Raw genomic sequence first — 13,521 nt, forward strand, 5'->3', positions numbered from 1 at the left:
CGGAAGGAAGAAACAGGCTTGAACGATTATGTCATTCGGGTTGTCGCGTCGCCGTCGGACGTGAACCCGCAGGCCTGGAACGCGCTGCTCGCCGCGCAGGCCGAACCCTCGCCCTTCATGCGCCACGAGTACCTGGCCGCACTGCACGAGAGCGGCAGCGCCACGCCCGAGAGCGGCTGGACGGCCCAGTTCTTCACCCTCTGGCGCGGCGACACGCTCGAGGCCGCCTGCCCGGTCTACGTCAAGGACCATTCCTATGGCGAGTACGTGTTCGACTGGGCCTGGGCCAACGCCTACCAGCAGCACGGCCTGGCCTACTACCCGAAGGCGACGGTCGCGGTGCCGTTCACGCCCGTGCCCGGCGCACGCCTGCTCGCGCGCGACGCGACAGGCCGCGCGCTGCTGGCCCAGGCGCTGGTGGCCTGGTGCAAGGACAGCGAACTCTCGTCGCTGCACCTGCTGTTCGGTGCCGCAGCCGACATCGAGGCCTGCACCGAGGCCGGGCTGATGCTGCGGCACACGGTGCAGTTCCATTGGCAGAACCCGACGCCCGGCTACGCGGACTTCGAGGCCTTCCTCGCGAGCCTCGCGCACGACAAACGCAAGAAGATCCGCCAGGAGCGCCGCAAGGTCGCCGATGCCGGCGTGCGCTTCCGCTGGTCGCGCGGGGCCGATATCTCGCGCGCCGACTGGGACTTCTTCTACCGCTGCTATGCGCGCACCTACCGCGAGCACGGCAACCCGCCCTACCTCACGCGCGACTTCTTCCATCGCCTGGCCGACACGCTGCCCGAGGCCTGGCTGCTGTTCATCGCCGAGCGCGAAGGCAAGCCGATCGCCGCCAGCCTGATCGCGCTGGCCACCGACGACAGCACCGGTAGCCCGCTCGTGGCCTACGGCCGCTACTGGGGCGCTGTCGAGCGCGTCGACTGCCTGCACTTCGAGGCCTGCTACTACCAGCCGCTGGCCTGGTGCATCGCGCACGGCGTGCAGCGCTTCGAGGGCGGCGCGCAGGGCGAGCACAAGATGGCGCGTGCCCTGATGCCCGTGAAGACCACCAGCGCCCACTGGCTCGCGCATCCGGCCTTCGCCGACGCGGTCGAGCGCTTCCTCGAGCGCGAGGGCGAAGGCATCGAGAACTACATGGACCACCTGGGCGAGCGCAGCCCGTTCAAGGCCGCCTGAGCGCGACGGCGGGCCCGCGTCAGGCCACGGCCAAACACGGCTGCTATAAACCCCGGCAGATCGCCAACAACAAGGGGAAAAGTCATGCCATTCGTCGGCCTGGGTCTGCACATCCTGATCGCGCTGTTCTTCGCGGTGCACGCGATGCGCCACGGCAAGCAGATGTACTGGCTCTTGATCCTGTTCAGCTTTCCGCTGCTGGGCAGCATCGTCTACTTCGTGGTCGAGTACCTGCCCGCCTCGCGCATGCAGCGCACCGCGGGCAAGGTCGCGAGCGCGGCCATCGGCTTCATCGATCCCGAGCGCGAATACCGCGCGGCCGAGCAGGCCTACGACCTCGCGCCGACGGCGCAGAACAAGCTGCGCCTCGCCAAGGCCGCGCTCGATCGCGGCCAGGCCGGCGAGGCGGTCGGGCACTACCGCGATGCGCTCAAGGGCCCGCTGGCCTCCGATCCCGAGCTGCAGTTCGGCCTCGCGAGCGCGCTGCTCGCCGCGGGCGGTCCCGGCGCGGGCGGCGAAGCGATGCAGGCGCTGCAAAGCCTGCGCTCCACCCGCGACGACTACCGCAAGGACGAGGTCGCGCTGCTGGTGGCCCGCGCCCTGGCCGCCGAGGGCCGCAACGACGAAGCGCGCCAGGCCTTCGAATCGACCCTGAGCCTCTACAACACCGTCGAGGCGCGAGCGCGCTACGTGGCCTGGCTCGCGCAGCAGGGCGACAGCGCCGCCGCGCGGCGTCAGTGGGACGAGCTCCAGCAGGCCGCGCGCCACTGGAATTCGCACGCCCGCTCGGTCAACCGCGAATGGATGCGGCTGGCCGGCGACGCGGCCCGCGGCTGAGGCCGAGCGCGAGGCCCCGACCAAGGGCATAGCCGGCCCTGCCGTTCGGCAGATCGACAGCGGCCGGCGCGGGAACGAGCATGCGGCCATCGCGCGCGCCCGGCGCGCAGGAGAGCACCGCATGCCCGCATCGATCCGCCCCCTCTTCCCCTGGGCGCTGGCCCTGGGCCTCGCGGCCCTCGCCTGCGTCCCGGCCCATGCCGCCAGCTTCGACTGCGCCAAGGCCTCGAACCCCACCGAGAAGACCATCTGCGCCACCCCTGTGCTCTCGCTGCAGGACGAGAGCATGGCCGAGCTCTATCGCAAGCAGCTCGCGATACCCGATGCCGGCCAATGGGCCACCTACCTGAGGCGCGACCAGCGCGACTGGCTCGCGGTGCGCAACCGGCACTGCAAGGCCGACGTGAAATGCCTGCGGGAAGACTACGAGCGGCGCATCCGCTACCTGGTGGAGCCGCTGCTGCACTGGACCGGCCGCTACGTGGAGGGCCGCTGTCCGAAGGACGGGCGTTTCCTGGACGTGACGCCGTCGAACGACGGCGCGCTCGACATCGAGCTCTACGTCTGCCCCGATGCGCGCGGCAACATGCTGCTGCAGGGCGGTGGCCGGCTCGACGAGCGGCAGCGGCTGGTGGTGCCGTTCGGCGGGCGTTGCACCCGCACCCTGCAATTCAGCGCCGACCGCATCGTGGTGACCGACACGCCCGCGGGCGCCGCGGAATGCGCGAGCCCGTCGACGGCCGGCACCTTCGTGCGCGATGCGCGCCGGTCGCCGTTCGAGCAGAAGTGACTGCCCGGGCGACCGACACGCCCCGCCCGATCACTTCTTGTAGGCGGCGATACCGTCGAGGATTTCCTTGCGGGCGGCGTCGATGCCTTCCCAGCCCAGCACCTTGACCCACTTGCCGGCCTCGAGGTCCTTGTAGTGCTCGAAGAAGTGGCTGATGGCCTTCAGGCGCATCGGGTTCACGTCGTCCACCGATTTCCAGTGGCTGTAGATCGGCAGCACCTTGTCGGTCGGCACGGCCAGCACCTTGCCGTCCACGCCGGCTTCGTCTTCCATCATCAGGATGCCCAGCGGGCGGCAGGGCACGACCACGCCCGGCAGCAGCGGGTACGGCGCGATCACCAGCACGTCGACCGGGTCGCCGTCGCCCGACAGCGTCTGCGGCACGTAGCCGTAGTTGGCCGGGTAGTACATGGCCGTGGTCATGAAGCGGTCGACGAAGATCGCGCCCGATTCCTTGTCGACCTCGTACTTGATCGGGTCGGCATTCATCGGGATTTCGATCACGACGTTGAAGGCATCGGGGACGTTCTTGCCGGGGGAGACTTTGTCGAAGGACATGACGTTTTTCGAGTAGTTGAAAAGTATGAGAGGGATGCGGACAAACCCGAAGTTTACTTTCCGAGTCACGGACCCGTCGCACGCGATTTCGTTTTTGCCTGTAAATTGCAGCCGTTGGCCAATCGGCTCCGCACCCCGGCTCCCCGGGATGCAGCGAGCTTCGAGGAAGCAACGCGGCGGAAATCTCGACTCCCGCGCGTTGCACGCAACGGATCCTCGCGCTTTCCGTCTCCACGTCACAACGAACGAATGGAGATGCAACGCATGAATGGCAACACCCCCCTCATCCTCGCCATCGTCTGCGGCCTCGTGGCCGTGGCCTACGGCATCTGGGCCCGAAGTTGGATCCTCGCCAAGGACGCGGGCAACGCGCGCATGCAGGAGATCGCGGCGGCGATCCAGCAGGGCGCGGCGGCCTACCTGGCCAAGCAGTACCGCACCATCGCCATCGTGGGCGTGGTGCTCGCGATCCTGATCGCCCTGTTCCTCGACCTCACGACCGCGGTCGGCTTCGTGGTCGGCGCAGTGCTCTCGGGCGCCTGCGGCTTCATCGGCATGAACGTCTCGGTGCGCGCCAACGTGCGCACCGCGCAGGCCGCCACCCAAGGCATCGGGCCGGCGCTCGACGTGGCCTTCCGCGGCGGCGCCATCACCGGCATGCTGGTGGTCGGGCTGGGCCTGCTGGGCGTGTCGATCTTCTACTGGTTCCTGGCCTCCAGGGGCCTGCCGAGCGGCAACCATGCGCTGGCGGCGCTGCTCAATCCGCTGATCGGCTTCGCCTTCGGCTCCTCGCTGATCTCGATCTTCGCGCGGCTGGGCGGCGGCATCTTCACCAAGGGCGCCGACGTCGGCGCCGACCTGGTGGGCAAGGTCGAGGCCGGCATCCCCGAGGACGATCCGCGCAACCCCGCTGTGATCGCCGACAACGTGGGCGACAACGTCGGCGACTGCGCCGGCATGGCGGCCGATTTGTTCGAGACCTACGCGGTGACGCTGATCGCCACCATGGTGCTCGGTGCGCTGATGGTCACGGCGGCGCCGGTCAACGCGGTGCTCTATCCGCTGGCGCTGGGCGGCGTGTCGATCATCGCGTCGATCATCGGCTGCTTCTTCGTCAAGGCCTCGCCGGGCATGACCAACGTGATGCCGGCGCTCTACAAGGGCCTGGCGGTGGCGGGCATCCTGTCGCTGATCGCGTTCTGGTTCGTCACCAGCTGGCTCATCCCCGACAACGCGATCGCGGCCAGCGGCAGCCAGCTCAAGCTGTTCGGCGCCTGCTTCGTGGGCCTGGCGCTGACGGCCGCGCTGGTGTGGATCACCGAGTACTACACCGGCACGCAGTACAAGCCGGTGCAGCACATCGCGCAGGCCTCGACCACGGGCCACGGCACCAACATCATCGCGGGCCTCGGCGTGTCGATGCGTTCGACGGCCTGGCCGGTGATCTTCGTGTGCATCGCCATCCTGGCCTCGTACGCGCTGGCCGGCCTGTTCGGCATCGCGGTGGCCGCGACCTCCATGCTCAGCATGGCCGGCATCGTGGTGGCGCTGGACGCCTACGGCCCCATCACCGACAACGCCGGCGGCATCGCCGAGATGAGCGAACTGCCCGCGAGCGTGCGCGACATCACCGACCCGCTGGACGCGGTGGGCAACACCACCAAGGCCGTGACCAAGGGCTACGCCATCGGCTCGGCCGGCCTCGCGGCGCTGGTGCTGTTCGCCGACTACACGCACAAGCTCGAGAGCTTCGGCCTGAACATCACCTTCAACCTCAGCGACCCGATGGTGATCGTCGGCCTGTTCATCGGCGGCCTGATCCCCTACCTGTTCGGCGCGATGGCGATGGAAGCCGTGGGCCGCGCGGCGGGCTCGGTGGTCGAGGAAGTGCGCCGGCAGTTCCGCGACATCCCCGGCATCATGGAAGGCACCGCCAAGCCCGAGTACGGCAAGGCCGTGAGCATGCTGACCGGCGCGGCCATCAAGGAGATGATGATCCCCTCGCTGCTGCCGGTGCTGGTGCCGATCGTGGTCGGCCTGCTGCTCGGACCGAAGGCCCTGGGCGGCCTGCTGATGGGCACCATCGTCACGGGCCTGTTCGTCGCCATCTCCATGTGCACCGGCGGCGGTGCCTGGGACAACGCCAAGAAGTACATCGAGGACGGCCACTTCGGCGGCAAGGGCAGCGAGACGCACAAGGCCGCCGTCACCGGCGACACCGTGGGCGATCCCTACAAGGACACGGCCGGCCCGGCCGTGAACCCGCTGATCAAGATCATCAACATCGTGGCGCTGCTCATCGTGCCGCTGGTGGTGAAGTTCCATGCCGGCGATGCGACGGCAGCCGTGCCGCCCCCGGCACCCGTGGCCGCCACGGCACCGGCCGCGGTCAGCACGCCGGCCGGCGCCGTGGCCTCGGGCGCGGTGACCGCGGCAGAAGCCGCCGCGGTCAAGGTCGAGAACGGCGTGGTCAAGTTCTACTTCGCCACCGGCAGCGCCGAGGTCGCGCCCAATGCCAGGGAGGCGCTGGCCGACGTGATCAAGGCGGTGCAGAGCGGCAACACGGTGCTGGTGAGCGGCTACCACGACGCCACCGGCGACGCCGCGAAGAACGCCGAGCTCGCCAAGCAGCGTGCGGTGGCGGTCGGCGATGCGCTCAAGGCCGCGGGCGCGCCCGAGGACAAGATCGAGCTCGCCAAGCCCGAACAGACCCAGGCCGACGGCCCCGCGGGCGAAGCGCGGCGCGTCGAGGTGAAGGTGAAGTCCTGAGGCTCGCGCCCGACTGAAACGCCATTCCGGAAGGGGCGACGCCGCATCGGCGTCGCCCCTTTTTCTTGCGCGCTCGAGAACGCACGCCATCGAAGCGAGGTGCGCGCGCCACGTTTCGCGTGACCGGGCCGCGCCGGCCCGCTACGCTTGCGCGCAAGGCATTTCGAATCCGATGACACACCTTCACCTTCGCAACGCCCTCCTCCAGGCCCTGGCCCCGCTGCTGCTCGCGGCCACCGGTGGCGCGGCCTTCGCGCAGGCCCCCGCGCCAGCCGACGATGCCACCGCGATGAGCTTCGATGCCGCGCGTGCCCGCATGCTCGACCGCTCCGACAAGCTGGCCGCCGCGCGCGCGGCGGTCGAGGCCAAGCAGTTGCAGAGCGATGGCCTCAAGCGGCTCGGCGGCCCGGTGGTCAGCGTGTCGGGCTTGGCCTATGCGTACAACGCCAACCTGAACCTCGACCTCGATCCGCTCAACCAGAAGCTTGGCCAGATCGGGCAGGCGCTGCCGCCCTCGATCCAGAGCTTCATCGCGCGCGTGCCGATACCGCAACTGCCCAACAGCTACACCTTGAACCGGCACGACACCGGCTCCAACGCCTCGGTGTCGGCGGTCTGGCCGATCTACCTGGGCGGTGCCACCGATGCGGTGCGCGGCTTCGTGTCGGCGCAGACGCGCGAGGCCGAGGCCGATGCCGAACAGGCGAGCCACGAGGTCGACACGCTGCTGGTGCAGCGCTACTTCGGCGCGCAGCTCGCACAGCGCGCGGCGCAGTTGCGCGCGCAGGCCGAACGCACCATCGCGCAGCACGACGCGGCGGCGCAGAAGATGCTCGCGGCCGGCGTGATCTCGCGCGTCGAACGGCTGCAGGCCAGCGCGGCCTACGAGGAAGCGCGCCGCAACGCGCGCAAGGCCGAGAACGACGCCGCGCTCGCGGCTGTGGCGCTGGCGCGCACGGTGCGCGCCGAGGGCCGCGTGGCACCGCAGACGCCGCTGTTCGTGATCAGCGCGCCGATCGAGCCGCTGGGCTGGTTCATCGATTCGGCGCTCAACCGGCATCCCGGCCTCGAGAAGGTCGCGGCCAAGAAGTCGCAGGCCGAGCAGTTGCACGAAGGCGAGGAAGCGCTGCGGCGCCCGCAGGTCATCGCCTTCGGCACGCGCCAGCTCAAGAGCGGCAATGCCGATTGGGTGGCGGGCCTGGGCGTGCGCTGGACCTTGTACGACTCGGTCGACCGCGATGCGCTCTCGGCCGCGTCGCAAAAGCAGGTCGAGCAGGCCGAACGCACCGGCGCCCAGGCGCGCAGCGACATCTCGCTGCTGGTGGAACGCAACTGGCGTGCGCTCGACAACGCGCGCCGCCAGTACCTCGAGATGCAGGCCTCGGTGGAACTGGCGCGCGAGGTGCTGAAGCTGCGCACCTCGGGCCTGCGCGAAGGCACCAGCACCACGCTCGACCTGATCGATGCCGAGACCAACCAGGCCAAGGTGCTGACCGAGCGCGCGCAGGCCGCCAACGAGTACGTGCAGGCGCTGGCCCAGTTGCTCGAGAGCGCGGGCCTGTCCGACCGCTTTTCCGACTACATCGCGCGTGCCGACGTGAAGGTGAACTGAATGATGAGTGCCAAGACCCGCAAACTGATCGCGATCCTGGCCGCGCTGCTCGTGCTGGCGCTGCTGGCCTGGGGCTTCTGGCGCGCCTCGCGGCCCGCGCCCGAGGTGTTCCAGGGCCAGATGGAGGCGCGCGAGACCGACGTGGCCGGCAAGGTGACGGCACGCGTGGCCGAGGTGCTGGTGAAGGAAGGCGACCGCATCCAGGCCGGCGCGGTGCTGGTGCGCATGGACAGCCCCGAGGTGCGCGCCAAGCTCGCCCAGGCCACCGCCGCCGAGCAGGCCGCGCAGGCCGTGGCCCAGAAGGCGCAGAACGGCGCGCGGCCGCAGGAGATCGAGATGGCGCGCATGCAATGGCAGCGCGCCGAGACCGCGGCCCAGCTCGCGCAGACTTCGTTCCGCCGCGTCGACGGCCTCGCGCGCGAAGGCCTGGTGGCCGACCAGAAGCGCGACGAGGCCGAGGCCAACTGGAAGGCCTCGCGCGACGCGGCCATCGCCGCCAAGGCGCAGTACGACATGGCACGCGCCGGCGCGCGCCCCGAGGACCAGGCCGCGGCCAGCGCGCAGGCGCGCCAGGTGGCCGGCGTGGTCGCGGAAGCCGAGGCCGCCAAGGCCGAGACCGAGCTGCGCAGCCCGGTCGCCGGCGAGGTGGCCAAGGTGCTCGCCAAGGTCGGCGAGCTCTCGCCGCAGGGCGTGGCGGTGGTCACGGTGGTCGACCTGGCCGACCAGTGGGTGGTGCTCAACGTGCGCGAGGACCGGCTGCCGCGCTTCGCGATGGGCAGCGAGTTCGAGGCCCGCCTGCCCGCGCTGGCCGAGGACCGGCGCACGGCGCGCTTCAAGGTCTACTACAGCGGCGTGCTGCCCGACTTCGCGACCTGGCGCGCCACCCGCGGCGGCGCCGGCTTCGACGTGCGCACCTTCGAGGTCCGCGCGCGGCCGCTGCAGCCGATCGAGGGCGCGCGGCCCGGCATGAGCGTGCTGGTCGACTAGCACATGAGCCTTCACGGCTTCTCCACCGCCAGCGCACGGCGCGAGTTCGCGCTGCTGCGCACGCGGCCCTGGGACCTCGCGATGATCACCTGGGTGCCGCTGCTCGCGGTGCTCCTGATCTGGTGGATCTTCTCGGCCGGCCTGCCCGAGCGGCTGCCGATCGGCGTGCTCGACCAGGACCGCTCGGCGCTGTCGCGCCAGATCGTGCGCTTCCTCGATGCCACGCCGGGCCTGCGCGTGGTGCAGCGCTTCGACGACGAAGGTGCGATGGCGCGCGCGCTCACCAGCGGCGCGGTCGATGCCGCGGTGCAGCTGCCGCGCGATCTCAACCGCGAGGTCAAGCAGGGCCGCACGGGAAAGGTCGTGCTGCTGCACAACGCCCAGCTCGGCACCCATTCGAGCCTGATCCAGCGCGACGTGCGCACCGTGGTCGCCACGGTCTCGGGCGGGGTCGAGCTCGCGGTGCGCAACAAGCGCGGCGAATCGATGATCGCCGCGCGCGCCACCATGGAGCCGCTGAAGGCGGGCACCGTCGCGCTGTTCAACACCTCGGGCGACTACGAGCAGTTCCTCGGCACCGCGCTGATCCCGGCGCTGCTGCACATCCTCGCGATGACCGCCGGCGCCTGGGCCGTGGGCCGCGAGCTGCGCGACCGCAGCATCGGCGGCTGGCTGGGCGCCGCGCCGCGCTGGCACGAGACGCTGGCCGCGCTCGCGGGCAAGCTCGCGCTGCCATTCGCGAGCCTGTCGCTGGTCGGCATCGCCGCCATGCTGTGGATCACGGCCGGGCGCGGCTGGCATCCGGTGGGTTCGCTCGGCTGGACGCTGTTCGCGCTGGTGGTGTTCCTCGCGCTGTCGATCGCGCTCGGCGGCTTCGTGGCGGCACTCACGCGCTCGCTGCGCACCGCGCTGTCGGCCACCGGCTTCATCACCGCGCCGGCCTTCGCGTTCGGCGGCGTGGGCTTCCCGCTGGTCGCCATGCCCGCGCTGGCGCAGCTGTGGGCCGCGCTGCTGCCCTACACCCACTACATCCGCGTGCAGATGGAGCAGCTGCAGATGGGCGCGCCGCTGGCCTATTCGGCCGCGACGCCGCTGTGGATGGTGCTGGGCAGCGCCGTGCTGCTGGCCGCGACGGCCACCGCGCTGGGCCGCGCGGCGCGCGCGCCCGATTCGTGGGGCGGCCGCTGATGGACCACCACCGCGCCCTCGCCCGCTTCGGCGCCGCCTGGAGCGACACCGCGCTGGCCGTGCTGCGCGACAAGGGCGTGCTGCTGATCATGCTGCTGGCGCCGATCATCTACGGCTTCTTCTACCCCTGGCCCTACGGCTCGCAGGCCGTGACCCGCGTGCCGGTGGCGGTGGTCGACCAGGACCACACCGGGCTGTCGCGCCAGATCGCACGCTTCGCGATGGCCAATCCGCGGCTGGACGTGCGCCTGGTCACGACCGACGTGCATGAGGCGCAGCAGGCCCTGTGGCGCGGCGAGATCGAGGGCTATGCGCTGCTGCCGGCCGACCTCAAGCGCAGCGTGCTGCGAGGGCTGCCGGCGGTGGTGAGCATCGAGGGCAACGGCGCCTATGCGCTGCTCAACAAGGCGGTGCTCTACGGCTTCTCGGAGGCGGTGGGCACGGTCTCGGCTGGCGTCGAGATCCGCAAGCTGCAGGCCGGCGGCCAGAGCGCCGTGCAGGCCGCGCGCAGCCGCAGCCCGCTGGTCACGCAACTGGTGGCGCTGTTCAATCCCACCGAGGGCTATGGCAGCTACGTGGTGCCGGCGGTGGCGCTGCTGATCCTGCAACAGACGCTGCTGATGGGCACCGCCATGCTCGCCGGCACCTGGGCCGAGGCACGGCGGCTGCGCGCCTCGATGAGCGCCTGGCTGGGCCGGCTCGCGGCGCTGTCGGGCTTCGGCGTGCTCAGCGGCATCTTCTATTTCGGCTGGGTGTTCTTCCTGCAGGACTATCCGCGCGGCGGCAACCCCTTCGGCGCGCTGGTGCTGCTGGCCTTCTACGTGCCCGCGATCTGCACGCTGGGCCTGCTGCTGGGCTGCTGGTTCCGCGACCGCGAACGGGCGCTGCAGGTGCTGTTGTTCACGGCCCTGCCGATGGCTTTTCTCTCGGGCTTCTCGTGGCCGGTCGAGGCCCTGCCCGCGCCGCTGCAGGCCCTGCGCTGGCTGTTCCCGAGCACGGCGGGCATCCAGGCCTCGCTGCGGCTCAACCAGATGGGGGCGCCGCTGCACGACGTGCTGCCGCACCTGGGCGTGTTGCTGGCGCTGCTGACCGCGGGCCTATTGGCGCTGTGGCTCGCGGCAACGCCGCAGCGTGCGACACCCGCCTAGCGCTGGCTCTCCGCCGCCACCGCGCGCACCAGCCGCGTGGCCGGCGCGACCAGCTCGCGCAGATCGCCCGCGCGCTCCTGCTCGATGGCCTGCAGCACCAGCTCGTTGATGCCGCCGACCACCGTCATCGCCATCTCGCTCGTCAGGTGCGCCTGCGGGCCCGGGCCGGTCGTGCCGCTGCTGTTGATCGCGGCCTGGATGAAGTTCGCGATCTCGTCGTTGACCCGGCGCCGCGCCACCAGCCCCGGCATGCCCAGGCCCAGGATCTCGACGAACAGCGTGCGCAGCAGCACCGGGTCCTGCGCGAGATAGTCGAAATAGGCCGTGATCGCACGCTCCACCTGCGCATGCCAGGGCTGCACCGGGTCGAAGGCCTCGCTGACCGCCTGCAGCGCCAGGTGGCTGGCCGCCTCGTAGAGCGCGATCAGGCATTCGGTCTTGGTCGCGAAGTGCTCGTAGAAGGTGCGGCGCGACACCGCGGCCTCGCGCACGATGTCGGCGATGGTGGTGTCGGCGTAGCCCTTGGCGGCCACCGCGCGGGCCATGCCCTCGAGCAGCCGGTGGTAGTGCTCGTTGCGCGATTCGACCGGAGTCTGGGAGGTGTTGTCGGTGACGGCACTCATGAACGGAACATTTTCCTACGCTCTGGTACTTGACAGTACCAAGCACCCGGAGGCACCATGCAGGCATCGCGGTACGCATCTGTACCACGCCCCCTTGCCACCACCATTCCGATTCACGAGGATTGTCTTCATGAGCACCGAACTCGTCGTCCGCCGCCTTCTGATCGATCTCCAGGCCCCGTTTGCCCGCGACTGGTGCGGCGGCGATGCATTCTCCACCGCCTTCTTCAACGCCCTGTCGATGAGTTTTCCCTTCGGCGAGCAGTTCTTCATCGACGCGGTGCGCGACGCCGTCGCCACCCTGCCGCCCGAGACGCAGGACAAGTACCGCGCCGAGGTGCGCGGCTTCATCGGCCAGGAGGCGACGCACCGGCGCATCCATTCGCTGTTCAACGCCCACCTCGAGAAGCAGGGCCTGGTCGACCGCTGGACCGAGCGCGCGAGCAAGCGGCTGTCGCTGATGGAAGGCGCCGATCCCCGCCACGCACTCGCGGTGACGGCCGCCACCGAGCACTTCACGGCCATGTTCGCCGAGTGGCTGCTGGCGCATCCGCATATCCTCGACGGCGCCGAGCCCCGGCTGCGCACCATGTGGCTGTGGCACAGCGCCGAGGAGCTCGAGCACAAGAGCGTGGCCTTCGACGTCTACCGGGCCGCGGGCGGTTCCGACGAATGGCGCACGCGCTGGTTCCGCCGCGTCACGCTGATGTTCCTCGGCGACCTGATGCACCAGACGCTGGCCAACCTGCGGCACGAGAAGCAGCTGTGGAAATGGTCGACCTGGAAGAGCGCCGCGCGCATCCTGCTGGCGCGCGACGGGCTGCTGCGCGGCAACTACGCGATGTGGCGCCGCTACCTGCGCACCGATTTCCATCCGGCGCAGCAGGACAGCAGCCTGTCGGAACGCTGGCTGGTGGACAACCGCGCGGCCTATGTGCCGGTCGGCGCGGCCGCGACGCAGCCGGACACCGCCGCGGCCTGAGCGCGGCCCCTCAGAAGAAGCTGGTGCGGTGCTGCGGCACCGTGCCGCCGGCCTGCTGCTGCGGATCGACGCGCAGTGGCACCTCGTGGAGGGTGTCGAAGTCCGAGGGCGCATCGGGCACGCGCATCACGGCCTCGAGCTCGTGCATCGAGGCCACCCAGCGGCCGGCCGGCGACTCGGCCGGCTCGTCGTTGGCGAAGGTGCCGTCGCGGATGTAGAAGGTCTCGCCCTCGGGACGCTCGCCGTGTAGCTCGACCAGGCGCGCGATCGAGAAGTTGTAGGTCACCAGCTTCTCGCGCGTCAGGCGGTCCTTGCCGCCGCAGTTGAACGAGCCCTCGGCCGCGATCACGATGCACGAGCCGTCCACGCTGCTGTCGGTGCCATGGCCCGAGCGCCAGATGGCGTTGGGCAGCCGCACCCGCACCTTGTCGATGACCAGGTCGCGCTGCTTGTTGAGGCTGCCCAGCGGCGGCACCAGCGAACGCAACTGCCGCAGGCGCTCGGCGAAGTTGTCGTCCATCACGAATTCCACATGGTGCGACGCGCTGCCCGAAGACCGCTTGACCACCTGCATGACGACGTGACGCGGTTTAGCCACGGCAGCTTCCTTTTGCGCGCGCGGACGGCCGCACTACGCCAAAAGCACCCATTGCCTTGCTGCAAATCATCTGATGTCGGCCTGAAATTAGAACTTTTTGACCAATGCAATTACATGCATCAATTGTTTCTAACTGTATAACTATTGCGGCCGCTGTGGAAGTCGGACGACGCGATGCCCGCACGGGCATGTCGCCAAGGCGTCGCCCCGCCGTGCTAGGCGAGGCGCGCGGAAAAACGCCCTT

The 13,521-nt window shown here is 70.0% G+C and carries 12 protein-coding genes; 9 read left to right on the forward strand and 3 right to left on the reverse strand.

Features of this window, described 5'->3' with window-relative positions; translation table 11 throughout:
* Positions 1 to 18 precede the first annotated feature (18 nt).
* The 3 genes from AC07PU_RS05400 to AC07PU_RS05410 all read left to right on the forward strand — a co-directional run bounded on the left by AC07PU_RS05400 (position 19) and on the right by AC07PU_RS05410 (position 2,812).
* Complete coding sequence (locus tag AC07PU_RS05400) at positions 19 to 1,185, forward strand: GNAT family N-acetyltransferase (RefSeq protein ID WP_495315905.1); 1,167 nt, start codon at positions 19 to 21, stop codon at positions 1,183 to 1,185.
* An 84-nt stretch (positions 1,186 to 1,269) separates the two neighbouring features.
* Entirely contained in the window at positions 1,270 to 2,022 is a 753-nt protein-coding gene (locus tag AC07PU_RS05405) for a hypothetical protein (RefSeq protein WP_495315907.1), read from the forward strand.
* Positions 2,023 to 2,143: 121 nt separating this feature from the next.
* Entirely contained in the window at positions 2,144 to 2,812 is a 669-nt protein-coding gene (locus AC07PU_RS05410; RefSeq protein WP_495315909.1) for a lysozyme inhibitor LprI family protein, read from the forward strand.
* Between the two features lie 30 nt (positions 2,813 to 2,842).
* Here the strand turns inward: AC07PU_RS05410 and ppa are convergent, their stop codons facing one another.
* Entirely contained in the window at positions 2,843 to 3,370 is a 528-nt protein-coding gene (gene ppa, locus AC07PU_RS05415; protein ID WP_093341396.1) for an inorganic diphosphatase, read from the reverse strand.
* Between the two features lie 264 nt (positions 3,371 to 3,634).
* Between ppa and AC07PU_RS05420 the strand changes: the two genes are divergently transcribed.
* From AC07PU_RS05420 to AC07PU_RS05440, 5 genes are all read left to right on the forward strand, one after another.
* Positions 3,635 to 6,139 carry a sodium-translocating pyrophosphatase gene (locus tag AC07PU_RS05420; RefSeq protein ID WP_495315911.1) on the forward strand — a complete coding sequence of 835 codons (2,505 nt, stop codon included), beginning with the start codon at positions 3,635 to 3,637 and terminating at the stop codon, positions 6,137 to 6,139.
* Positions 6,140 to 6,311: 172 nt separating this feature from the next.
* The gene (locus AC07PU_RS05425) at positions 6,312 to 7,751 is read left to right on the forward strand and encodes a TolC family protein (RefSeq protein WP_431512560.1); all 1,440 of its coding nucleotides are present in this window, start codon (positions 6,312 to 6,314) and stop codon (positions 7,749 to 7,751) included.
* Positions 7,752 to 8,738, forward strand: a complete 987-nt coding sequence (locus AC07PU_RS05430) for an HlyD family secretion protein (protein WP_495315913.1) — start codon at positions 7,752 to 7,754, stop codon at positions 8,736 to 8,738. It abuts the gene before it with no gap.
* Between the two features lie 3 nt (positions 8,739 to 8,741).
* On the forward strand, positions 8,742 to 9,926 hold the full coding sequence (locus AC07PU_RS05435; protein ID WP_495315915.1) for an ABC transporter permease: 1,185 nt from the start codon (positions 8,742 to 8,744) through the stop codon (positions 9,924 to 9,926).
* Positions 9,926 to 11,074 (forward strand): ABC transporter permease, encoded by a 1,149-nt coding sequence (locus tag AC07PU_RS05440; RefSeq protein ID WP_495315917.1) that lies wholly within the window; start codon positions 9,926 to 9,928, stop codon positions 11,072 to 11,074. The genes AC07PU_RS05435 and AC07PU_RS05440 overlap by 1 nt, the downstream gene beginning before the upstream one ends.
* On the opposite strand, the gene AC07PU_RS05445 is transcribed toward AC07PU_RS05440, so the two are convergent.
* Complete coding sequence (locus tag AC07PU_RS05445) at positions 11,071 to 11,697, reverse strand: TetR/AcrR family transcriptional regulator (RefSeq protein ID WP_209540631.1); 627 nt, start codon at positions 11,695 to 11,697, stop codon at positions 11,071 to 11,073. The two genes, AC07PU_RS05440 and AC07PU_RS05445, sit on opposite strands and share 4 nt — an antisense overlap.
* A 130-nt stretch (positions 11,698 to 11,827) precedes the next feature.
* Between AC07PU_RS05445 and AC07PU_RS05450 the strand changes: the two genes are divergently transcribed.
* The gene (locus tag AC07PU_RS05450; RefSeq protein ID WP_495315920.1) at positions 11,828 to 12,679 is read left to right on the forward strand and encodes a metal-dependent hydrolase; all 852 of its coding nucleotides are present in this window, start codon (positions 11,828 to 11,830) and stop codon (positions 12,677 to 12,679) included.
* Between the two features lie 10 nt (positions 12,680 to 12,689).
* On the opposite strand, the gene AC07PU_RS05455 is transcribed toward AC07PU_RS05450, so the two are convergent.
* Positions 12,690 to 13,277 carry a hypothetical protein gene (locus AC07PU_RS05455; protein WP_093341385.1) on the reverse strand — a complete coding sequence of 196 codons (588 nt, stop codon included), beginning with the start codon at positions 13,275 to 13,277 and terminating at the stop codon, positions 12,690 to 12,692.
* Between the last annotated feature and the right edge of the window lie 244 nt (positions 13,278 to 13,521).

This window comes from Variovorax sp. GW821-FHT10D07 (genome assembly GCF_059415325.1).

Bases quoted from the DNA above. Each gene is read 5' to 3' on its own strand.
- AC07PU_RS05405 (WP_495315907.1), top strand. From the start codon at position 1,270: ATGCCATTCGTCGGCCTGGGTCTGCACATCCTGATCGCGCTGTTCTTC.
- AC07PU_RS05410 (WP_495315909.1), top strand. From the start codon at position 2,144: ATGCCCGCATCGATCCGCCCCCTCTTCCCCTGGGCGCTGGCCCTGGGC.
- ppa (WP_093341396.1), bottom strand. From the start codon at position 3,370: ATGTCCTTCGACAAAGTCTCCCCCGGCAAGAACGTCCCCGATGCCTTC.
- AC07PU_RS05420 (WP_495315911.1), top strand. From the start codon at position 3,635: ATGAATGGCAACACCCCCCTCATCCTCGCCATCGTCTGCGGCCTCGTG.
- AC07PU_RS05425 (WP_431512560.1), top strand. From the start codon at position 6,312: ATGACACACCTTCACCTTCGCAACGCCCTCCTCCAGGCCCTGGCCCCG.
- AC07PU_RS05430 (WP_495315913.1), top strand. From the start codon at position 7,752: ATGATGAGTGCCAAGACCCGCAAACTGATCGCGATCCTGGCCGCGCTG.
- AC07PU_RS05435 (WP_495315915.1), top strand. From the start codon at position 8,742: ATGAGCCTTCACGGCTTCTCCACCGCCAGCGCACGGCGCGAGTTCGCG.
- AC07PU_RS05440 (WP_495315917.1), top strand. From the start codon at position 9,926: ATGGACCACCACCGCGCCCTCGCCCGCTTCGGCGCCGCCTGGAGCGAC.
- AC07PU_RS05445 (WP_209540631.1), bottom strand. From the start codon at position 11,697: ATGAGTGCCGTCACCGACAACACCTCCCAGACTCCGGTCGAATCGCGC.
- AC07PU_RS05450 (WP_495315920.1), top strand. From the start codon at position 11,828: ATGAGCACCGAACTCGTCGTCCGCCGCCTTCTGATCGATCTCCAGGCC.